This is a genomic window from Bradyrhizobium sp. CCBAU 51765, from assembly GCF_015291725.1.
Classification (GTDB): domain Bacteria; phylum Pseudomonadota; class Alphaproteobacteria; order Rhizobiales; family Xanthobacteraceae; genus Bradyrhizobium; species Bradyrhizobium liaoningense.
On the sequence record NZ_CP030038.1, the window covers coordinates 4,705,375 to 4,726,308 of the forward strand.

A 20,934-nucleotide genomic window follows, 5' to 3' on the forward strand; every position below is an offset into this window, starting at 1 on the left:
CCGTCGCTATGAGCAAAGAGACCCGAACCTCATTCGACGTGCCGGACGACCTCCGCACCGATTATGCCCTGATCGTCACCGGCGTCGGGGCCGCTCTGGTCGCGCTGGTCTACCTCCTGCTGGTCTGAACCGAGAGCCGAACGCGGCCAGCGTGCGTCATTTCGCGCGCTTTCAATACGTCTGCCCGCCAGTCGATAGGGTTCATGGGTTTCAGTATTTTTCGATGGCACGACCGCTGCCGCGCCGCGCGAGTTCCGCGGAAATCCGTCAAGCGCGGCGCACGCTGCGACTGCTAATCATCCACCATTTTAACTGAGCGGTTGATAGCGATCAGCTTTTGCTTCCGCTTTCCCCTGCGGCGGCGCTTTATCCCGGCCCCGCATCTGCCCAAGAAAATTGCTAAGCACCTCGGACCATGGCCCTGACTGATTCGAACGTTCTCAAACTCGCGCCCGATGCCGGGACTCCCGCCTATCGGAGCGCGCCGCACAATATCGAGGCGGAACAGAGCCTTCTGGGCGCGATCCTGGTCAACAACGATGCCTTCTACCGCGTCTCCGACTTCCTGGAGGCGAAGCATTTCTTCGAGCCGCTGCACCAGACGATCTTCGAGACCGCCGGCAGCCTGATCCGGATGGGCAAGATCGCGACGCCCGTCACGCTGAAGACGTTCCTGCCAGCCGATACCGATGTCGGCGGCATGACCATCGGACAATATCTGGCGCGGCTCGCCGCCGAAGCCACCACCATCATCAACGCCCAGGATTATGGCCGCACCGTCTACGACCTGTCGTTGCGGCGTGACCTGATCGGCATCGGCGAGGACATGGTCAACGTCGCCTACGACGCACCGGTCGACTTCCAGCCACGGGCGCAGATCGAGGACGCCGAGCGCAAGCTTTATGAACTCGCCGAATCCGGCCGCTATGACGGCGGCTTCCAGAAATTCTCGCAGGCGCTGGCGGTCGCGGTCGATCTCGCGGCCAAGGCGTTCCAACGCGACGGAAAGCTGTCGGGCATCTCGACGGGCATGCGCGACCTCGACACCAAGATGGGCGGCCTGCAGCACTCCGACCTCATCATCGTCGCGGGCCGTCCCGGCATGGGCAAGACCTCGCTCGCGACCAACATCGCCTACAATGTCGCACGAGCCTACGTTCCGGAACTCCAGGCCGACGGCACCACGAAGGCTGCCAATGGCGGCGTGATCGGCTTCTTCTCCTGCGAAATGTCGGCCGACCAGCTCGCCACACGTATCGTGGCCGAGCGCACCGGCGTTCCCTCCTCCCACATCCGCCGCGGCGGCATCTCGGAAGCCGATTTCGAGAAGATCCGGGAGGTCTCGATCGAGCTGCAATCGCTGCCGTTCTATGTCGACGCCACCGGCGGTCTGTCGATCGCGCAGCTGATGGCGCGGGCGCGCCGGCTGAAGCGCCAGAAGGGCCTCGATCTGCTCGTGATCGACTACATCCAGCTGCTCTCGGGCTCGAGCAAGCGCGCCAGTGACAGCCGCGTGCAGGAAATCACGGAGATCACCACCAGCCTGAAAGCGCTCGCCAAGGAGCTCAACGTTCCCGTGATCGCGCTGTCCCAGCTCTCACGCCAGGTCGAATCCCGCGACGACAAGCGACCGCAGCTCTCCGACTTGCGCGAATCCGGATCGATCGAGCAGGACGCCGACGTTGTGCTGTTCGTTTACCGCGAGGAATATTACCTCGCGATGAAGGAGCCCCGCCCAGGCACGCCTGAACACGAGAAGTGGCAACTCGACATGAGTCTTGCGCACGGAAAGGCCGAGGTCATCATCGGCAAGCAGCGCCACGGCCCGACCGGCACCGTCGATCTGGCGTTCGAAGCCTCGGTCACGCGGTTCGGCGATCTTGCGCCTGACAGCCAGCTGCCGGCTCGCAGCGACAACGACTACTGAGTTCCTTGAACCGGACCGGCCACTTGCGTAAAACGGCGCCATGACAATGGCGTCCGACCCGAAAACTATCTCGCAATCCGGTCTTCCCTCCGCAGAGGCCAATCAGGCTGCCGCGCTCGCGGCCTATGGCGGCGTGCTGACCGTCGATCTCGATGCGATTATCGCCAATTGGCGCAAGCTCGAGAAGACGGCGGTGCCGGCCGAATGCTCGGCGGTGATCAAGGCCGACGCCTATGGCTGCGGCGCCGAGCAGGTGTCACGGGCGCTGAGCAAAGCGGGCTGCAGGACCTTCTTCGTCGCCACCCTCGAGGAGGCGCGCAAAGTGCGCGCCGCTGTGCCGGAGCCCACGATCTACGTGCTCGGCGGCTATTTCCAGAACACCGGCGAGCACTACGCCAAGATCAATTGCCGTCCGGTGATCGGCGATCTGAACGAGCTCGCCGAATGGGACGTATTCTGCCGCCGCAGCGGCTGGACCGGGGGCGCGGCTGTTCACATCGACACCGGCATGAACCGGCTCGGCCTGACGCTTGCGGACGCGCAGGCCATCATCCCCCGCATCAACGCCGGCGATCACGGCATCACGCTGGTGATGAGCCATCTGGTCTCGGCCGAGCAGCTCAACAGCCCCATGAATGCCAAGCAGCTCGCGACCTTCCGCAGCATTGCCAGCGAGTTCACGGGCGTCCCGGCGGCCCTCGCGAATTCCTCCGGCATCTTCCTCGGTGCGCCATTCCAGTTCGACCTGGTCCGACCGGGCGCCGCGCTCTACGGCGTCAACCCGACGCCGGAGGCCGACAATCCCATGCAGCCGGTGGTCGAGCTCAAGGCGCGCATCGTGCAGATCCGCAATATCGAGCGCGGCGAGAGCGTGGGCTATGGCGGCACCTGGACCGCGCGGCGGCCGACGAAACTTGCGATCATCGCGGTCGGTTATGCCGACGGTTATTTCCGTGCCGCCAGCTCCAATGACGGCACCCGCGGCGCCGACGTCATCGTGGCCGGCAAGCGCTGCCCGATCGCGGGCCGCATCTCGATGGACCTGATCGCCATCGACATCACCGACCTGCCGCCGAACGCAGCGCGGCGCGGTCACATGGTGACGCTGCTCGGCGACGGCATCACCGTCGACGAACTCGCGCATCATTTCGGCACGATCGGCTACGAGGTGCTGACGAGCCTCGGCCACCGCTATGCGCGCGTCTACAAGGGCGGCGATGCGGTGGAGCCGCTGGCAAGGCCGGAGCCCGGGTCGAGTGCCGGGCAGCCGCCTTCCCCACCGCCGATCGAGCAGCCGGCGGCCCCGCCGTCGCTGCCGTCTTAGTCAATGCTCTCGTGCCCCCGGACGCAGCGCGATGCGCCGCACTTCGCGGCGTAGAGCGCTGCAGAGCCAGGTCCATATCTCAACAGTGCACTGTGTCGCCTTCTGTTGGGTCCCGGCTCGCGCTACGCGCGTCCGGGACACGAGACTTACTTCTTCCGGCTGTCCAGCGCCGCCTTGCAGGTGTCGCTGAGCTGGTCGCGCTTGCCGTTGAGGCAGGCGACAACGCGGCCGCCGCCCGGCGCGATGCCGGCGCAGAATTTGTCGTAGTCCGCCTTGCAGGCGCCGCGCGGATCGGACGATTGTGCCGATGCGCCTCCGGAGAACGCGGCGACGAGTGCGATGGCAACAAAGCTCAATTTGGACATTGTATCTCCGGTGACGGAAGGCAGGAGCCGGTAGCTCTACATGAAGATCGCGACATTCAACATCAACAACATCAACCGCCGCCTGCCCAATCTGTTGGCATGGATGCGTGTCGCAAAGCCCGATGTCGTCGCGCTTCAAGAGTTGAAGGCAAGTGATGGCGAATTTCCGGCGGCTGCGATCGAAAAGGCCGGCTACGGTGCGGTCTGGTGTGGACAGAGGACATGGAACGGCGTCGCCATCCTGGCCCGCAATGCCGAGCCCATTCTCACCCGCGACCGCTTGCCGGGAAAGCCTGGCGATCTCGAAGCCCGCTACATCGAAGCCGCCGTGCGCGGCATCATCGTCACCAGCATCTACCTGCCCAACGGCAATCCGCAGCCGGGGCCGAAATTCGACTACAAGCTCGACTGGTTCGCGCGGCTCAAGCGCCACGCCAAGGCGTTCATCAAGCAGGATCTGCCCGTGGTGCTCGCCGGCGACTACAACGTCGCGCCAACCGAGATCGACATCTATCCGACGCGGTCATGGGACAAGGACGCGCTGATCCAGCCGAAGAGCCGCGCGGCCTTTGCATCGCTGGTCGAACAAGGCTGGTGCGACGCGATCCGCGAGCTCCATCCAGGCGAGCGCATCTACACGTTCTGGGACTACAAGCGAAACCGCTGGCCGCGCGACGCAGGCCTGCGGCTCGATCATCTCCTGCTCAGCCCTGCCCTCGCCCCGCGCCTGGCAAAAGCCGGCGTCGACAAAAAGATCCGCGGCGAGGATGGCGCGAGCGATCACGCACCGGCATGGGTGCTGCTGCGGTGACCCTCACCACAGATTCCTGCCGTCGATCACGTTCACCGGCACGGCATCCAGATCGAAATCGTCGTAGCCGGCCCCTGCTGCCGACATGCTTTCAGCAGCGGGACGGTCAAAACAAAAAATGAAAAACAACCCCATGCACAGTAGCCGACCCCTGTCCGGCCAATGACTTACGGATATTCCGCAATACACGTTGATCCGTCGGGCAAAACACTGGCATGATGTCACCATCGAAAGACGTCCACCCGCATCGCCGGCAGTGAGAGCCCTTCAGGTTGCCCCTTCATCGGGAATATTGAGAATCTTGCCACAGGCCTTGCAATGCACCGCATCGGCGTCATGCCTCTGGAGCCCGCAAGCCGGACACGGAAATCGCACCTTGTTGGGACTGAGGAGCGCGCGGGCGAGATTGAAGAACAACGTTACGCCGAAAATCATGATTACGACGGTTATCAAGCGACCGACCGTGCCCGACAGGGTAATGTCGCCAAAGCCAGTCGTCGTCAGTGCCGTGACGGTGAAATACAGGGCGTCGGCATAGTTCCTGATCTCGTCGTTCCGGAACTTCTGCGTCTCGTAAACGATCCCGGTCATGACGAATATGAAGACTGCCAGGTTCGTGACGGCGAAGATGACCTCTTCGTTGCGACGAAAGAACGGAGAATCGATGCGCAATCTCACCAGCATCTGGTAGTCGCGAAGCAGCCCCAAGGTTCGCAGGATCCGGAGAAAACCGCCCGCCTCGCCGGCAAGCGGCGCCAGGAAGGATACGATCGCAACCATGTCGGCCCACGTTGCGATTTCGGTGAATTTTCGAAACGGATGCCGATCGACGAGGAGCCGTGCCGAGAAATCGGCAAGCAGCATGACGCCGAACAGGACATCGAGCGTTTCAATGATCTCGCTGGGCTGCAGGAACGAGGTTGCGATGATGAACAGCACCGTCACGATATCGAAGGCGAGCAGCGCATAGCGGAAGCGAACGCCGCTCGGCGTTGCCCCCTCGTAGAGGCGACGGACGTTGCTTCTGAGAGACGTGAGGGTCACGGCGTCATGATCGCGCTTTGCATGGATGATGGCAACTCGCAGAGCGCGCCGCAAGATCGGACCGAAATTCAGCCACGCCGGGGCCGAAGAGAGCGAAATTGATCTCGGGCACCGTCGTCTGGAGACTCGTTCCGCAGGGGACGCCCCGAGAATGGCAACGGAGCTCATCAGCCTCGCCGGCAACACCTTTGTCGGGGGCGTTTGCTTTGCCGGGGGGCGTTTGCGGCCATGCTCCGTGACGGCGTATCGCCGCAACGCGCGATTGTCGCCGCAGAGCCGCTTGCACCGAACGCCTCGGAGCCGGAGCTCAGACCGGCATGCGCAGCACAGGTTCCCTCGCTCGGCGCGAATCGCCGGTACCGCTGCCAGGGGCTAAACTCTCCCGATTCGTGGAGACTGTCTTGGCCTTTCTCTTCGTCCTCAGCGTCGGCCTCGTCGCCGGCACCATCTCCGGCATCGTCGGCACCGGCTCGTCGATCATGCTGATGCCGGTGCTGGTCTATGCCTATGGGCCGAAGGAGGCCGTGCCGATCATGGCGGTCGCCTCCGTGATGGCGAACTTCTCGCGGATCCTGGCCTGGTGGCGTGAGGTCGATTGGCGGGCCTGCGCGGCCTATTCGGTCACGGGCATTCCCGCCGCAGCGCTCGGTGCGCGGACGTTGCTGGCGCTGCCCTCGCATGTCGTCGATCTCGCCATCGGTATCTTCCTGATCGCGATGGTGCCGGTGCGGCACTGGCTGGCGCGGCATGACCTCAAGGCCAATCTCTGGCATCTGGCCGTCGGCGGCGCAGTCATCGGCTATCTCACCGGCATCGTGGTCTCGACCGGCCCGCTCAGCGTGCCGCTGTTCCTGTTCTACGGCCTCAGCAAGGGCGCCTTCCTCGCCACCGAAGCGGCCTCTTCGCTCGGCCTCTACTTCGCGAAATCAGTGACCTTCGAGCGTTTCGGTGCGCTGACGGGCGATGTGTTCATGAAGGGCCTGATCGCGGGCTCCTCGCTGATGTCAGGTGCCTTCATCGCAAAACGCTTCGTGCTGCATCTGAGGCCGGACGTGTTCCGCCTGGTGATGGACGCGATCATGATCGCAGCCGGCCTTTCGATGCTCTGGAGCGCGGCCCAGCCGTAAGACGGCCGCGTTCAGGCGGCGAATTCCGGCGCGATCGATGGGCTTCCGGTGGTGCCGCTTCTCGGCGCCGCCGGCTGGCTGTTGAGCCATTGCAACAGGACCTCGAGCGGCTGCGGCCGCTGATAGAGGAAGCCCTGCCCGAACCTCACGCCCATATCACGCATGGCCTCGGCCTGCTCGGCGCGCTCGATGCCTTCTGCGACCAGGGTCAGCCCCAACGTGTCGGCGAGCGAGGCGATCACGCCGACGATGGCCTTGTCCTCCGCGCTCTCGGGAATCTCCCGGATGAATGCCTTGTCGATCTTGACCTTGTCGAGCGGGAAGCGCCTGAGGTGAGCGAGCGAGCTGTAGCCGGTACCGAAATCGTCGAGCGCGATCGTGGCACCTAGGCGCCGCAGGCGGTGCAACGTCTCGGTGGCGCTGGCGATGTTGTTGATCAGCGATCCCTCGGTGATCTCGAGTTCGAGAGATGAGGCCGCAACGTCGAAGCGCGCACAGGTCGCGCGCAGCTCGGCGGCAAGCGAATGGTCGGCAAGCTCTGACGGCGGCAAATTGATCGCGATCCGGATCTGCGGCCTGCCGGCGGCGGCCAACCGTTGCAACGCACGGCAGGCATCGGTCAGAACGTAGCGAGTCAGCCGCGCATTGTTGCCGCTGCGCTCGATCAGCGGCAGAAATTCGCCGGGGCCGATCACGCCATGCTCAGGATGCCGCCAGCGGATCAGTGCTTCCAGTCCGACAACCTCGTGAGTCTCGAGATCGACCTGGCTCTGGTACCAAACCTCGAACTGCTCCTCGGCGAAGCCGGTGGGAATGGCCAACTCGAGATCCCTGCGGCGGCGATAGTCACGCTGAAGCGCCTCGTCCAGCACAGCGACCGTGCCGGGCGCCTTGCTCTTGGCATGATAGAGCGCGATGTCGGCGAGCGTCGGCAGATGCGACAGCTCCGGATCGTCGGCGCGGCGCACGGCAAGACCGATGCTCGCGCGCGGCACCACCAGCTTGTCGTGGAGGCGGATGGACTCGGAAATGGCGTCCAGCACCTGCTGAGCGAATGCGTACGCTGCCTGTTCGTGGCTCACCTCGGGACGAATGACGACGAACTCGTCGCCGCCGAGCCGTGCAACCCAGTCCTGCGCTTCGACCGCGCGACGAAGACGCTCCGAAATCTGAACCAGGAACTTGTCGCCGGCCTCGTGACCGAAGGTGTCGTTGACGCCCTTGAAGTCATCGAGATCGATGAAGCAGAACGCGACCAGCGTATCCGGCGAGCCTCCGTCCCGGCTCGCCACGGCCAGGCGCTCGGTCAGGGAGCGCCGGTTCGGCAGTCCCGTGAGCGGATCGTGCGTCGCCATGTGCCCGAGCCGGTCCAGCGCGCCTGACGTCGTGTGCTGCATGGCGTTGAAGGCGCGCGCGAGCTGGCCGAATTCGTTCGAGGACGTGACGTCCGCCGGATAGGCGCGGCCATCCTGCTTGCTGCGCTGAATCGCCGACATCATGGCTGCCAGCGGCCGGCCGATGAAGATGTTGGCGGAGATCCGCATGGCGATCAGGGTCGCAAACGTCGCGAGCAGGCCGACCACCAGCAGCAGCACCAGGCGGCTGCCCGCATCCGCGTACAGCGTCGCACGCGAATAGGCGATGGCGATGCGGCCGGCCTCAACGGCCATGTTGCCATTGCTGTAGTGGATCGGACGCGAGACTTCCGCGACCGCCTGGTCTTCGGCCCGCGCGACCACGCGGGCAATGGCGGCGCCGGTATCGTCATAGACCGCCGCCGCGGCGATGGTCTCGTCGTGCATGATCTCGTTGAGCACGCCGGTGACCTGGTCGTAACGCATCTTCCACAGCGGCTCGGCGATCAGCTCGGCCCGGCTCTCGGCGACGCGGGCGATGCGGGCGTCGAGCTGCCTGACCTGCGACCAGAAGCTGGATGCCTCGACGCCGGCGGAGGCGAGCAGCTGCACCAGCAGCAGAACGGGCACGGTGGCCCAGATCATCGCGTGGACGACCGAGCCCAGGCGTGCTGGCGCCGCCTGCTCGTCGCGATCCGGCTCGGTCATCGCCTCATCCTTCCGCATCAGTCCGCAACGCCTTCAGGAAGCGGCAGCGACGAGATGAGCGCATCGAGGGAGAAGTCATATTGGCCGCAGCGTCCGGCCTTCGCCCTGAACCGCGCAAAGTCGATCCGGTCGAACGCACGCGTCCTGATGAGGTCGCCAATCGAAGCGAGGTTGTCGCGCGTGATCGCCGACGTCTTGACCTCGACGCGGGGGGAAACGGCGGCGAAATCGCAGCCATCGGCATAATCGCGCAGGAGAACGATCGACCAGCCGCCGAGCAGGAAATGCCCGCCGTCGGTCAGGAGCAGACGACCCGCCTTGATCTCGCGCAGCGCGTCCTCCGACCAGTTGAGACCCACCACCTGGATGTTTCGACCGGGCACAAGGCCGGCAGCGATCGCCGCGCGGAGCGCGCCGAGCGCCATCGGATCGTTTCCGGCCCATATGCCGGCGGGCCGGATTCCCTTGCGAGAAGCCCAGCCCAGGTAATTCGCCGTGACCCGCTCGGCTTCCGACTGCGTCCAGTTGGCGAACAGCAGCCGGTCCACCACGACGTCAGGTGCGGCATCCACGGCCAGCTTGAGACCGGCGTTGCGGGCAATCGAGGCCGGTGTGATCTCGTCGCCGCCGATTCCGAGAATGTGGATCTTGCCGTCGGGGCTCTGCGATTTCTCGGCACGCGCCACCCCGATCAGCGCATTGGCCATCCGTGCACCCGCAGTCTGCAGATCGGTCGTGATGTCGCCGAGCCAGGTCTTGAGCTTCTCGCGCGGCGGTCCAAGGCGCGCCGCATCCTCGCCGATCAGCGTGTTCGAGAGCAGCAGCGTCTTGACGCCCGCAGCCTCGGCCGCCTCCAGGATCGGGACGGCGGCGGACTCCTCGTTCGACAGGATGAGGAAATCGGGCTTGTCGGGACGTGCCACCACGCCGAAGCCGAGCTCCTGCATGGTGCGGTAATTCCGCTCGCTGGTCAGCACCTCGACATGCGCGTCGAGCCTGCGGCCGGCCGCCTGCATGGTCTGCGCGACCATGTCCCAGTAGACCTCACCGGTCTTGCCGGGATTGACGAAGACGATGTCGAGGGGCTTGGCAAGGCTCCCGCCGGCATACGCGAAAATGCTGCAGGCCATGCCCGCAGCGAGCAATATTCGTCGGAATCTCGGCATTTCCGTTCCCACCCCGATCGGTTCCGAGGTTGGACGCGCGTCGGCTAACACTTTGCAAAATCAACCCGGCCACAGCGGCATAGAGCTAATGAAGGGTATATCTATCGTGTCGGATTGAGATAATCGAAGCGCCGGCCATCAGGCGTCCCTTCCGTGCCCTCAGCCATCCGAAACCCGCAACTCGCCATCCATCGGAAGGGCGGCGCGCGCGAGCGGCATCGCCCTCGCCGTCCCGCGCTGAACAAGCGGGCCGCCCGAATTTATCCGAAGGCCTGACCGCTGCCGCGTTTATCAGATATGACATCGCTGGCTGGCCGCGAGTTCTCAGGCGCGCCACCTTGATGGACGCTCCGTGCACGATCGCACGATCTGATGTTCGACCGGGGAGATGTGTCTTGAGCGCACTGGCGGAAGCGGCCGATATCACAGGTCTCCGAAGCAAAGCGGCCGGGCGAACCGACGGCCAACAAGACACCCTCAAATTCGCCGAAGCTGCCCTTGCCGACAGCAAGCGTGATGGCCTGCTGCTGGCCGTCCGGGCCCGCTGGGTCGCGCTCGCGGTTACTGCCGTTACCCTGTCGCTCATCAACCCGAACTGGGATGTCGCCTTTTACATCCTGATGCTTGGTTTCTTTGCCGTCATCGGCTGGGCGCAACTGAAGGTCGGCAAGGTCGGCCGTTCGCGTCCCGAACTTTTCCTTATATTTTGCGACCTGGCGCTATTGACCTTCCTTAGCGTCGTGCCCAATCCCTGGAGCAACGTTCACTGGCCGATCGGAATGCAATTCCGATTCGACAGCTTCATCTATTTCTTCATTTTCCTCGCCACTGCCACGCTCGCTTATTCCTGGCGAACGGTGCTCGCGATTGGCATGTGGACCGGAGCACTCTGGGCCGTCGCCGTCGGCTGGGCTTATCTGCAACCGGAGACCCATGCCGCGCTGTCGGAGCGCGTCAGGGAGGCGATCGGTGCGGATATTCGCATGTTCAACATCCTCGACCCCTCCTCGATTGGTTTCGGCGAGCGTTTCCAGCAAGTGATCGTATTCATCGTCGTCGCCGCCATCCTGGCGCTGGCGGTGCGCCGTTCCAATGCGCTCTTGATCAGTCATGCCGGACTCGAGCGCGAACGTGCCAACCTGGCGCGTTACTTCTCTCCCAATGTCGTCGACGAACTCTCCGGCAATGACGAGCCCCTCGCGAAGGTCCGCACGCAGGACGTCGCGGTGCTGTTCGCAGATATCGTGGGATTCACCGCCTATGCCGATGGACGCGACCCGCAGGACGTCATCGAGACGCTGCGGCAATTCCATGAGCGAATGGAACGGGAAGTGTTCCAGCACGGCGGAACGCTCGACAAATATCTGGGGGATGGACTCATGGCGACCTTCGGCACGCCGTTCGTCGGCGATTCCGATGCGCTGAACGCCTTGCGTTGCGCGAGGGGCATGATCGCCTCGATCGCCAAGTTGAACAGCGAGCGTAGCGATCGCAACGAACCGCCGATCCAGGTCAGCGTCGGCTTGCACTACGGGCAAGTGGTGCTGGGCGATATCGGCCTCAACCGGCTCGAATTCGCCGTGATCGGGACCACCGTGAATGCGGCGAGCCGCCTCGAAGCGCTGACCCGCGAATTCGGATGCGCTATCGTCGTCAGCGACGCGCTGGTACAACAGGCCCACGCCGAACCGAATCACTCCGGTACCGATTTCGCAGCGCTCGTCGAGCGGCCGGCACAGACCATTCGCGGCCTCGAGCGACCCGTCGGCATCTGGACATGCGCTGACGTCGGCCCTTGAAGCTTGCGGTGGATGCATCGGCACCCATCGCCCTTATTCGTGCTAAGAACTGCTCGCCCGCTACACCGAGACCGCTATTTCCCCCATGGCCAAGAGCACCCTCTCCTTCGTCTGCCAGAACTGCGGCGCAGCCTATAACCGCTGGCAGGGCAAGTGCGAATCCTGCGGCGAGTGGAATACGCTCGCGGAAGAAGACACCAGCGGCAGCGTGCCGGTGTCGATCCGCTCCAAACGCAAGGGCCGGACGTTTGCGCTGGAGAGCCTTGCCGGAAAAAGCCCGGATGCGCCGCGCCTGTCCTCAGGGATGACCGAGCTCGACCGCGTCACCGGCGGCGGCTTCGTCCGCGGCTCGGTGCTGCTGGTCGGCGGCGATCCCGGGATCGGCAAGTCGACGCTGCTGACGCAGGCGACCAGCCTGCTGGCGCGCGCCGGCCACCGCGTGGTCTACATCTCCGGCGAAGAGGCGGTGGCCCAGGTGCGCCTGCGCGCGGAGCGGCTCGGGCTGTCGGACGCGCCGGTCCAGCTCGCCGCCGAGACCTCGGTGGAGGACATCGTCTCGACGCTGTCGGAGGGCGCGGTGCCCCGGCTGATCGTGATCGATTCGATCCAGACCATGTGGACCGACACGGTGGAATCCGCGCCCGGGACCGTCACCCAGGTGCGCGCCTCGGCGCAGGCGCTGATCCGCTTTGCGAAGAAAACGGGGGCGGCCATCATCCTGGTCGGCCACGTCACCAAGGACGGCCAGATCGCAGGTCCCCGCGTGGTCGAGCACATGGTCGACGCGGTGATGTCGTTCGAGGGCGAAGGCTCGCAGCAATTCCGGATCCTGCGCGCCGTGAAGAACCGCTTCGGCCCGACCGACGAGATCGGCGTCTTCGAGATGACGGGCCTCGGGCTGCGCGAGGTCACCAACCCCTCCGAGCTGTTCCTGTCCGAGCGCGATCTCGGCACGCCCGGAACCGCAGTCTTTGCGGGCATCGAAGGCACGCGGCCCGTCCTGGTCGAATTGCAGGCGCTGGTGGCCCCGACCTCGCTCGGCACCCCGCGCCGCGCCGTGGTCGGCTGGGACCCGAGCCGGCTGTCGATGGTGCTGGCGGTGCTGGAGGCGCATTGCGGGGTCAAGCTGTCAGGCCATGATGTCTATCTAAACGTCGCTGGCGGCCTGCGCATCCACGAGCCCGCGGCCGACCTTGCCGCCGCGGCGGCGCTGGTGTCGTCCCTGGTTAATGCGCAGTTACCCACCGATGCCGTTTATTTCGGCGAGATCTCGCTCTCCGGCGTGGTGCGTCCGGTGGCGCAGACCCCGGCGCGGCTGAAGGAGGCCGCAAAACTCGGCTTCCAGCGCGCCGTGCTGCCCGAATCGGCACGCGGCGAGACCGGCGGCGATGCCGGATTGTCGCTGAATGCGGTGAACAGCCTGACGACATTGGTGGCCGAGATCGCCGCCCGCGGCTCCCGCCGAGGCGAATCGAACGCCCCGGCAGAGAAAAATGCCACACCGGCAAGATTCCGCCGCGGAGAGGGTTAGGTGGAGGTGACGTCCCCGGCCCCCGCCGCTATACAGCCGTCACAAAAGCAGCATGGGATTGCGTGGTTGCGGCCTTGCCGGGAACGCCGTCTGCCCCTCTTTTAAGGCAGCGGCCAAGCACCGATTCGCTGAGCACCTTTGAGAGTACGAGCGGACCAGACCAGCCGATGCCAGTAACACTCCTCGACCTGATCCTGCTCGGTGTGATGCTGATCTCGGGCCTGCTCGCGATGGTCCGCGGCTTCATGCGCGAAATCCTGTCGATTGCGGCCTGGGGCGCGGCGGCAATCGTGACCTTGTACTCGTTCTCGAAGCTGCTGCCGACCGCCAAGACCTATTTCAACAACGACACGGTCGCGAGCGTGGTCGTCGTCGCCGGTGTGTTCGTGGGCACCCTGGTCGTGGTCTCCGTGATCACGGTCCGGATCTCCGACATGATCCTGGATTCGCGGATCGGTGCGCTGGACCGCACCCTCGGCTTCCTGTTTGGCCTGGCTCGCGGCCTTTTGATCGTCGTGGTCGCTTTCCTGTTCTTCACCTGGCTGGTTCCGGACAAGCAGCGTCCGGACTGGGTCTCAGGGGCCAAGTCCCGCGTGGTGCTCCAGGGAACCGGGGACTGGCTGATGGCCCTCTTGCCTGACGACCCCGAGAACACCATCTTGAAGAGATTCAAGAAAAACAAACCAGATGATGACCAAGCTGAATCCGAGCAGCAGCCTTCGGGCAGTGGCGACGGATACAGTAAACCTGCTCGTGACAGCCTGAAAAAGCTGATCGAGAAACCTGCGGCGCGTTGATTGAGCCCTAAAGAGAGGCGCGGACGAGATGCGACACCCTGACCAGGACGCCCAACTTGATCTCGATCCCGACGCCGGTCCCGGCCCGGCCGCGCTGGAGCTTCAGGATGATCTGGAGGGGGATACGCTGCGCGAGGAATGCGGCGTGTTCGGCATCTACGGCCACCCCGATGCGGCCGCCATCACCGCGCTCGGCCTTCACGCCCTCCAGCACCGCGGCCAGGAGGCCGCCGGCATCGTCTCCTACGATGGCAGCCGCTTTCACTCGGAACGCCGCCTCGGCCTCGTCGGCGACACCTTCTCCCGCCGCGAGGTGATCGACCGCCTGCCCGGCAATGTCGCGGTCGGCCATGTCCGCTATTCCACCACCGGCGCCACCATCCTGCGCAACGTGCAGCCGCTGTTCGCCGAGCTCAATGCCGGCGGCCTCGCCGTCGCCCATAACGGCAACCTCACCAACGGCCTGACGCTGCGCCGCGAGCTGGTGCGGCATGGCGCGATGATGCAGTCGACCACCGACACCGAGGTGATCCTGCATCTGGTCGCGCGCTCCAAACGCGCTCGTTTCATCGAGCGCTATATCGACGCGCTGCGGGAGATCGAAGGCGCTTATGCGCTGGTCTCGCTGACCAACAAGAAGCTGGTCGGCGCGCGCGATCCGCGCGGCATTCGCCCGCTCGTGCTCGGCGATCTCGACGGCTGTCCGATCCTGACCTCCGAGACCTGCGCGCTCGACATCATCGGCGCGCGCTTCGTGCGCGACATCGAGCCCGGCGAAGTCATCGTGTTCGACGAGAACGGCCAGGACATCCACAAGCCGTTCCCGCCGATGGCACCGCGTCCCTGCATCTTCGAATACATCTACTTCTCCCGGCCGGATTCCATCGTCCACGGACGCTCGGTCTACGAGGTGCGCAAGGCCTTCGGTGCGCAGCTCGCGCGCGAGAGCCACGTGCCGATCGACGTCGTCGTGCCGGTGCCGGATTCCGGCGTGCCCGCTGCGGTCGGCTACAGCCAGCATTCCGGCGTGCCGTTCGAGCTCGGCATCATCCGCAACCATTATGTCGGCCGCACCTTCATCCAGCCGACGCAGGCGATCCGCGAATCCGGCGTGCGCATGAAGCATTCGGCCAACCGCGCCGCGATCGAGGGCAAGCGCATCATCCTGATCGACGACTCCCTGGTGCGCGGCACCACCTCGAAGAAGATCGTGCGCATGATGCGCGATGCCGGCGCCAAGGAAGTCCATTTCCGCCTCGCCTCGCCCCCGATCCTCTATCCCGACTATTACGGCATCGACCTGCCCGACCGCGGCGGCCTGCTCGCAGCGACGCATTCGCTGGAGGAGATGCGCGAGATCATCGGCGCCGACTCGCTCGCCTTCCTGTCGATCGACGGCATGTACCGCGCCATGGGCGAGCCCGGCCGCGACCCCGCCAACCCGAAATTCTCGGACCACTGCTTCACCGGCGCCTATCCGACCCACCTCACCGACCAGACCCAGACCGAGCCGCAACCGCGGCAACTCTCGCTGCTGGCCGAGGCGAGCTGACGGCGAAGCCGTCATCCCGGGGCGGTCCGTGAGGACCGAACCCGGGATCTCGACATGTTGCCTCAAACCTCTGGATTCCGGGTTCGACGCTTCGCATCGCCCCGGAATGACGGGATCATTGGGGCTTGTCCCGGCCATCCACGGCTGTAAAACCCCCGCCATGACAAGACCCCTCGCTGATCGCATCGCTCTCGTCACCGGCGCCTCGCGCGGCATCGGCTTCGCCGCGGCCAAGGCGCTGGCCAAGGCCGGCGCGCATATCGTTGCGGTGGCGCGCACGCAGGGCGGGCTGGAAGAGCTCGACGACGAGATCCGCAAGGACGGCGGCAGCGCCACCCTGGTGCCGCTCAACCTCACCGATTCCGACGGCATCGCGCGGCTGGGGGCCAGCCTGCACGAGCGCTACGGCAGGCTCGACATCCTCGTCGGCAATGCCGGCGTGCTCGGCCCGTCCTCGCCGCTCGGCCATATCGAGTTGAAGACGTTCAACGAGGTGATGGCGGTGAACGTCTCCGCGAACTTCCAGCTGATCCGCTGCATGGAGCCGCTGCTGAGACAGTCCGACGCCGGCCGCGCCGTGTTCGTCACCTCCGGCGCCGCCAGCAAGGCGACCGCCTATGTCGGCCCCTACGCGGCGTCCAAGGCCGCGCTGGAAACGCTGGCCCGCGCCTGGGCGCAGGAGACGGCGAATACGAAGCTGCGCGTCAATCTGTTCAATCCCGGCCCGGTCCGCACCCGCATGCGCGCAACGCTGATGCCGGGCGAGGACCCCGCGACGCTCGACACGCCCGAGCAGGTCGCCGAATTCATCGTGCCGATGTGTGGGCCTGACTGGACCGAGACCGGCAAGTTCTACGACTACAAGACCCGCACCGTGATGAGCTTCCGCGCGCCGGCCTGATGGACACCATGGCGATTGACGCCAAGGGTAACGTCTATACCGCCGAGGTCGACACCGGAAAGCGCATTCAGAAATTCAGGCTGGTATCGGGCGCGCTCAAATAGCGCCTCAACGCATCTTGCCCAATAGTTAACCGCCGGAGGACGCTAAGACGCAGCGTCATCCGGCTTTAGGTGCATTGCCGCCGGCCGCGGGACAGGTTAGAGCCATCAGCCGGAAACAAGGCTCCGTAAGAGAGCCGTCCGCATATTTGACATTGGAGGAGACCTTTCATGACGACGACGTTCGCACGCGGCTCCGCGGCCCTTCTGGCCTGCGCCGCTTTCGGTTTTGCCACATCCGCCTACGCCCAGGACAAGACCGTCAAGATCGGCGTGCTCAACGACATGTCGAGCCTCTACGCCGACATCGGCGGCCCGAATTCAGTCGCGGCGGTGAAGATGGCGGTCGAAGATTCCGGCCTCAAGGCCAAGGGCTGGACCATAGAGGTCCTCTCCGGCGACCACCAGAACAAGCCCGACATCGGCGTCAACATCGCCCGGCAATGGATCGATGCCGACAAGGTCGACGCCATCGCGGACACGCCGAGCTCCGGCGTTGCGCTCGCGGTGAGCAACCTCGTCAAGGAAAAGAACGCGGTGCTGCTCAATTCGGGCGCGGCCACCGCCGACCTCACCGGCAAGGCCTGCACGCCCAACACCGTCTCGTTCACTTACGATACCTACATGCTCGCCAACGGCACCGGCAAGGCGCTGACCAAGGCGGGCGGCGATAGCTGGTTCTTCCTCACCGCAGACTATGCCTTCGGCCATGCTCTGGAGCGTGATACCGGCGCGGTCGTCACGGCGACCGGCGGCAAGGTGCTCGGCGGCGTCAAGCACCCACTGAACACGGCGGACTTCTCCTCCTTCCTGCTCCAGGCGCAGTCCTCCAAGGCCAAGATCATCGGCCTCGCCAATGCGGGCGGCGACACCACCAACGCGATCAAGCAGGCCGCCGAATTCGGCATCGTCCAGGGCGGTCAGAAGCTCGCCGCCTTGCTGCTGTTCATCAACGACGTGCACTCGCTCGGCTTGAAGACCGCGCAGGGCCTGACCTTCACCGAGTCCTTCTATTGGGACCTCAACGACCAGACGCGCGAATGGTCGAAGCGCTTCCAGAAGGTCTCGCCCAAGGGCTCGATGCCCTCGATGACGGTTGCGGGCCTCTATGCCGAGATCCTGCATTACCTGAAGGCGATGGACGCGCTCGGCAGCAATCCGCATGACGGCGCCAAGGTCGTCGCCAAGATGAAGGAGCTGCCGACCGACGATCCGCTGTTCGGCAAGGGACCGCTGCGCGCCGACGGCCGCCGCCTCATCCCGGCCTATCTGTTCGAGGTGAAGAAGCCCGAGGAGTCGAAGGGCCCGTGGGACTATTACAAGCTGGTCGCCACCATCGCGCCTGAGGACGCGGCCAAGCCGCTCAAGGACAGCGATTGCCCGCTGGTGAAGAAGTGACCGCGTAGCGGTTACGCGACGTCACACACGTCATGCCCGGGTTCGTCCCGGGCATTGGCGTTTCAGACAGTCTTCGCCGCCTCCGCCTCGCCGGCACCGTCGCTCACGAGGGCCGCTTGCGCTTGTGCGCGAAAGGATTGGCTTTCTCGCGCAGGGTGATGCGTACCGGCGTGCCCGGCAGTTCGAAGGTCTCGCGCATGGAGTTGGTGAGGTAGCGCAAGTAGGATTGCGGCACCGCGTCCGCACGCGAGCAGAACAGCACGAAGCTCGGCGGGCGCGCCTTGTTCTGGGTGATGTAGTTCAGCTTCAGCCTGCGGCCGGACACCGCCGGCGGCGGATTGGCCTGGATCGCCTGCTCGAACCAGCGATTGAGCGCGGCCGTCGGCACGCGCCTGTTCCAGACCGCGTAGGCGTCCTGGATCGCCTGCATCAGGCGGTCGATGCCTTCGCCCATCAGGCCTGAGACGGCGACGATCGGCACGCCCTTGAGCTGCGGCAGCCAATGATCGGCATCGCGGCGCAGGCCCGAGATCGCGCCGCCGCCCTTGGTCTCCATCAGGTCCCATTTGTTGACAGCGAGCACGACCGCCCTGCCCTCGCGCTCGATGAGATCGGCGATGCGCAGATCCTGCTCCTCGAAGCGGTTCTGCGTGTCCATCATCAGCACGACGACCTCGGCAAAGCGCACCGCGCGCAGCGCGTCCGCGACCGAGAGCTTCTCCAGCTTCTCCTCGATCCGCGAACGCCGGCGCAGGCCTGCCGTGTCGAAGACGCGGAAATCGCGGCCCTTCCAGTTGATCTCGACCGCGATGGAATCGCGCGTGGTGCCGGCCTCCGGGCTCGTCAGCAGACGCTCCTCGCCGAGCAGATGATTGATCAGCGTCGACTTGCCGGCATTGGGCCGGCCGACGATGGCCACCCGGATCGGACGTGTCGCGGCCTCCTCCTCCGAGATCGGCGCGTCGTCCTCGCCGTCGTCGTCCTCGTCGACGGGCTCCGGCATCAGCTTGGCCAGCGCGTCATAGAGCTCGCCCATGCCCTCGCCATGCTCGGCCGAAATCTGGATGGGATCGCCGAGGCCGAGCGCAAAGGCCTCCATCGCGCCGGCATCGCCATGCTTGCCCTCGCTCTTGTTGGCGATCAGCAGCACCGGCTTGTTGGCCTTGCGGGCGAAATCGGCGAAGGCGCGATCGGTGGGCGTGAGACCGATGCGGGCATCGACGACGAAGAACAGCGCGTCGGCCTGCGCGATCGCGGTTTCGGTCTGCTCCTGCATGCGCGCGGTCAGCGAGCCCTTGGCGCCCTCGTCGAGGCCGGCAGTATCGATGATCGTGAACTGGAGGTCGCCGAGCCTGGCCTCGCCTTCGCGGCGGTCGCGGGTGACGCCCGGCACGTCATCGACGAGCGCGAGCTTCTGTCCGACCAGGCGGTTGAACAGCGTCGATTTGCCGACATTGGGCCGGCCGATGATGGCGATCGTGAAGGACATCGGTCATTCGTGCGCTGCCGGGGCTGCGCCTGTCAATGCAATGAAATTATTAAAGCACGATGAGGCTGGACTGAATCCTCACCGCACTTCAGGTTTGTTTGAGCATGAATTTTTCGGAAAACCGCTTCGCACTTTGCGCTAACGCGGCCCTCCAGGTCCGGATCATGGTCTATCGCGAGAAGCTGCCACTCGGCAGCGGCGCCGGGAAAGCGCTCTGCGATTGCTGCTGGGTGGTCTGGGCGGGTTGCGCCTGCTGGACGGGCTGATCCGGCGGCGGTGCGGTGGTGCGTTTGCGGACGATCTTGTGCTTGGGCGGCGGAGCGGCCGTGGGTGGCGCAGCCTCCGGCTGGGCCTCGCCGTCGATCTCGCCGGCGGGCGCTTCAGGCGGCGCTGCGGCTGACTGCCTCGTCTGCTTCGCCTTGGCACCCTTCGCGGGCCTGGCGGGTTCGGGCGGGGGTTCCGCGGGCAGAGCCGCAACGGCAGGCGCGTTCGGATCAGGCTGCTGCTGCGCGCCCTTGTACAGCTCCTTCGGCACGCCCTGCTCGAGGCCCGGCACGCCCTCCGGGAAGACCGGCTTGCGGTCGCCCGGCAGCTTCTTCTTGGTATCGAGGAAGTCGAGCATGTCGCTTGGATCGAAGCTGGAGCAGCCGCTCAGAACGCCCGTGAAGGCGATCAGGACGGCGGCTGCGATCAAGCGTGGCGTGCGGCGCATCTTGTGTCTCGTCTCAAGTCAGAGGGCCGGCATCAGCTCTTGGCGACGGGCGGCAGCAGGGCCTGGAGCGCCTCGGCGCGCGAGCGCAGGCCGGGCGGCGTTTCGCCGTCTCCGTCAATCGCGTCGAGCCATTTGCGGGCTGCGGTCAAGTCGTTGTTGCGCCAGGCCGACAATGCCAGCATCTCGCGGGCGCTGTGGCGGAAGGTCGACTTCGGCGCGGCGGACGCCTCCAGCCGCTGCTGCATGTCGGCGTAGCTGGCGCTGTCGAGCAGCAGGCCGGCGGCGCGGATCTTCGCCAGGTCCTGCCACTCCCCGCCGACGCTGCGATCGGCGGCAATGTCGTCATACATCTTCGCGGCGGCCTTGGGATCGCGGCTCGCGGCCTCGGCGGCAGCACGCAGCCGCGCCAGGGTGCGATAGCCGGACGGAGCCGTGGCGGCGAGCTCGGTGAAGGCCTTCTCGGCCTCAGCGTGCTTGTCCTGCTCGGACAGTTCGACGGCCTTCTCGAAAGCGGCGCCGGCCTCGGCGGCTTTCTTGCCCTCCAGATATTGGTAGCCGCGCCAGCCACCGACGGCGGCCACGACCAGCACCATCAGGGCGATGAAGACAATCGAATACTTGTCCCACAGCTTCTTGAGCTGTTCGCGACGTACTTCCTCGTCGACTTCGTCAAATAATTCAGACACTTATGCTAATCCCATGCCCGTCCGGGTGCGCGCGCCGAAGCGTCCGCGTCAGGAATCCCGTCCCCGCTTGGCGGCGAGGTACCCTAACGATATGGCGGTGGCAAGGCAAAGCGAGCCCGATCAAGGCGTTAACCACCCGGG

General features: G+C 65.2%; 18 protein-coding genes. 10 read left to right on the top strand and 8 right to left on the bottom strand.

Going from position 1 to position 20,934, the window contains the following annotated elements:
- Positions 1 to 415 precede the first annotated feature (415 nt).
- Positions 416 to 1,927: a replicative DNA helicase gene (locus tag XH96_RS22615; protein ID WP_194387731.1), complete on the top strand. Its 1,512-nt coding sequence runs from the start codon at positions 416 to 418 to the stop codon at positions 1,925 to 1,927.
- A gap of 46 nt (positions 1,928 to 1,973) precedes the next feature.
- A complete protein-coding gene (gene alr / locus XH96_RS22620; RefSeq protein WP_194394218.1) occupies positions 1,974 to 3,251 on the top strand; it encodes an alanine racemase in 1,278 nt (425 codons plus the stop codon).
- A gap of 146 nt (positions 3,252 to 3,397) precedes the next feature.
- Here the strand turns inward: alr and XH96_RS22625 are convergent, their stop codons facing one another.
- Positions 3,398 to 3,616 (bottom strand): cysteine rich repeat-containing protein, encoded by a 219-nt coding sequence (locus XH96_RS22625; protein WP_194387732.1) that lies wholly within the window; start codon positions 3,614 to 3,616, stop codon positions 3,398 to 3,400.
- 40 nt (positions 3,617 to 3,656) lie between these two features.
- Between XH96_RS22625 and XH96_RS22630 the strand changes: the two genes are divergently transcribed.
- Entirely contained in the window at positions 3,657 to 4,427 is a 771-nt protein-coding gene (locus XH96_RS22630) for an exodeoxyribonuclease III (RefSeq protein WP_194387733.1), read from the top strand.
- A gap of 3 nt (positions 4,428 to 4,430) precedes the next feature.
- Here the strand turns inward: XH96_RS22630 and XH96_RS39665 are convergent, their stop codons facing one another.
- Together XH96_RS39665 and XH96_RS22635 are read right to left on the bottom strand one after the other, a co-directional pair.
- Entirely contained in the window at positions 4,431 to 4,562 is a 132-nt protein-coding gene (locus XH96_RS39665; protein WP_256439292.1) for a hypothetical protein, read from the bottom strand.
- 132 nt (positions 4,563 to 4,694) lie between these two features.
- Entirely contained in the window at positions 4,695 to 5,471 is a 777-nt protein-coding gene (locus tag XH96_RS22635; protein ID WP_194387734.1) for a potassium channel family protein, read from the bottom strand.
- A 401-nt stretch (positions 5,472 to 5,872) separates the two neighbouring features.
- Between XH96_RS22635 and XH96_RS22640 the strand changes: the two genes are divergently transcribed.
- Positions 5,873 to 6,598 carry a sulfite exporter TauE/SafE family protein gene (locus XH96_RS22640; protein ID WP_194387735.1) on the top strand — a complete coding sequence of 242 codons (726 nt, stop codon included), beginning with the start codon at positions 5,873 to 5,875 and terminating at the stop codon, positions 6,596 to 6,598.
- A gap of 11 nt (positions 6,599 to 6,609) precedes the next feature.
- Here the strand turns inward: XH96_RS22640 and XH96_RS22645 are convergent, their stop codons facing one another.
- Positions 6,610 to 8,661 carry a putative bifunctional diguanylate cyclase/phosphodiesterase gene (locus XH96_RS22645; RefSeq protein WP_371739874.1) on the bottom strand — a complete coding sequence of 684 codons (2,052 nt, stop codon included), beginning with the start codon at positions 8,659 to 8,661 and terminating at the stop codon, positions 6,610 to 6,612.
- A 17-nt stretch (positions 8,662 to 8,678) separates the two neighbouring features.
- Positions 8,679 to 9,827 carry an ABC transporter substrate-binding protein gene (locus tag XH96_RS22650; protein ID WP_371739875.1) on the bottom strand — a complete coding sequence of 383 codons (1,149 nt, stop codon included), beginning with the start codon at positions 9,825 to 9,827 and terminating at the stop codon, positions 8,679 to 8,681.
- A gap of 395 nt (positions 9,828 to 10,222) precedes the next feature.
- Between XH96_RS22650 and XH96_RS22655 the strand changes: the two genes are divergently transcribed.
- The 6 genes from XH96_RS22655 to XH96_RS22680 all read left to right on the top strand — a co-directional run bounded on the left by XH96_RS22655 (position 10,223) and on the right by XH96_RS22680 (position 17,906).
- Positions 10,223 to 11,626 carry an adenylate/guanylate cyclase domain-containing protein gene (locus XH96_RS22655; protein WP_194387737.1) on the top strand — a complete coding sequence of 468 codons (1,404 nt, stop codon included), beginning with the start codon at positions 10,223 to 10,225 and terminating at the stop codon, positions 11,624 to 11,626.
- Between the two features lie 85 nt (positions 11,627 to 11,711).
- Positions 11,712 to 13,157, top strand: coding sequence for a DNA repair protein RadA (gene radA, locus XH96_RS22660; RefSeq protein WP_028178043.1), 1,446 nt, complete (start codon positions 11,712 to 11,714; stop codon positions 13,155 to 13,157).
- Between the two features lie 167 nt (positions 13,158 to 13,324).
- Positions 13,325 to 13,954, top strand: coding sequence for a CvpA family protein (locus XH96_RS22665; RefSeq protein WP_061876699.1), 630 nt, complete (start codon positions 13,325 to 13,327; stop codon positions 13,952 to 13,954).
- A gap of 28 nt (positions 13,955 to 13,982) precedes the next feature.
- Entirely contained in the window at positions 13,983 to 15,506 is a 1,524-nt protein-coding gene (gene purF, locus XH96_RS22670; RefSeq protein WP_131871524.1) for an amidophosphoribosyltransferase, read from the top strand.
- A gap of 160 nt (positions 15,507 to 15,666) precedes the next feature.
- On the top strand, positions 15,667 to 16,407 hold the full coding sequence (locus XH96_RS22675; RefSeq protein WP_194387738.1) for an SDR family NAD(P)-dependent oxidoreductase: 741 nt from the start codon (positions 15,667 to 15,669) through the stop codon (positions 16,405 to 16,407).
- A 272-nt stretch (positions 16,408 to 16,679) separates the two neighbouring features.
- On the top strand, positions 16,680 to 17,906 hold the full coding sequence (locus XH96_RS22680) for an ABC transporter substrate-binding protein (RefSeq protein ID WP_194387739.1): 1,227 nt from the start codon (positions 16,680 to 16,682) through the stop codon (positions 17,904 to 17,906).
- Positions 17,907 to 18,009: 103 nt separating this feature from the next.
- Here the strand turns inward: XH96_RS22680 and der are convergent, their stop codons facing one another.
- The 3 genes from der to XH96_RS22695 all read right to left on the bottom strand — a co-directional run bounded on the left by der (position 18,010) and on the right by XH96_RS22695 (position 20,793).
- On the bottom strand, positions 18,010 to 19,395 hold the full coding sequence (gene der, locus XH96_RS22685) for a ribosome biogenesis GTPase Der (RefSeq protein ID WP_194387740.1): 1,386 nt from the start codon (positions 19,393 to 19,395) through the stop codon (positions 18,010 to 18,012).
- A 169-nt stretch (positions 19,396 to 19,564) separates the two neighbouring features.
- Positions 19,565 to 20,107, bottom strand: a complete 543-nt coding sequence (locus XH96_RS22690) for a hypothetical protein (RefSeq protein WP_194387741.1) — start codon at positions 20,105 to 20,107, stop codon at positions 19,565 to 19,567.
- A gap of 32 nt (positions 20,108 to 20,139) precedes the next feature.
- Positions 20,140 to 20,793 (bottom strand): tetratricopeptide repeat protein, encoded by a 654-nt coding sequence (locus XH96_RS22695; protein WP_194387742.1) that lies wholly within the window; start codon positions 20,791 to 20,793, stop codon positions 20,140 to 20,142.
- Positions 20,794 to 20,934 lie beyond the last annotated feature (141 nt).

Bases quoted from the DNA above. Each gene is read 5' to 3' on its own strand.
- XH96_RS22675 (WP_194387738.1), top strand. From the start codon at position 15,667: ATGACAAGACCCCTCGCTGATCGCATCGCTCTCGTCACCGGCGCCTCG.
- der (WP_194387740.1), bottom strand. From the start codon at position 19,395: ATGTCCTTCACGATCGCCATCATCGGCCGGCCCAATGTCGGCAAATCG.
- XH96_RS22665 (WP_061876699.1), top strand. From the start codon at position 13,325: ATGCCAGTAACACTCCTCGACCTGATCCTGCTCGGTGTGATGCTGATC.
- XH96_RS22615 (WP_194387731.1), top strand. From the start codon at position 416: ATGGCCCTGACTGATTCGAACGTTCTCAAACTCGCGCCCGATGCCGGG.
- XH96_RS22690 (WP_194387741.1), bottom strand. From the start codon at position 20,107: ATGCGCCGCACGCCACGCTTGATCGCAGCCGCCGTCCTGATCGCCTTC.
- XH96_RS22680 (WP_194387739.1), top strand. From the start codon at position 16,680: ATGACGACGACGTTCGCACGCGGCTCCGCGGCCCTTCTGGCCTGCGCC.
- XH96_RS22625 (WP_194387732.1), bottom strand. From the start codon at position 3,616: ATGTCCAAATTGAGCTTTGTTGCCATCGCACTCGTCGCCGCGTTCTCC.
- XH96_RS22650 (WP_371739875.1), bottom strand. From the start codon at position 9,827: ATGCCGAGATTCCGACGAATATTGCTCGCTGCGGGCATGGCCTGCAGC.
- purF (WP_131871524.1), top strand. From the start codon at position 13,983: ATGCGACACCCTGACCAGGACGCCCAACTTGATCTCGATCCCGACGCC.
- XH96_RS22645 (WP_371739874.1), bottom strand. From the start codon at position 8,661: ATGACCGAGCCGGATCGCGACGAGCAGGCGGCGCCAGCACGCCTGGGC.
- alr (WP_194394218.1), top strand. From the start codon at position 1,974: ATGGCGTCCGACCCGAAAACTATCTCGCAATCCGGTCTTCCCTCCGCA.
- XH96_RS22630 (WP_194387733.1), top strand. From the start codon at position 3,657: ATGAAGATCGCGACATTCAACATCAACAACATCAACCGCCGCCTGCCC.
- XH96_RS39665 (WP_256439292.1), bottom strand. From the start codon at position 4,562: ATGGGGTTGTTTTTCATTTTTTGTTTTGACCGTCCCGCTGCTGAAAGC.
- radA (WP_028178043.1), top strand. From the start codon at position 11,712: ATGGCCAAGAGCACCCTCTCCTTCGTCTGCCAGAACTGCGGCGCAGCC.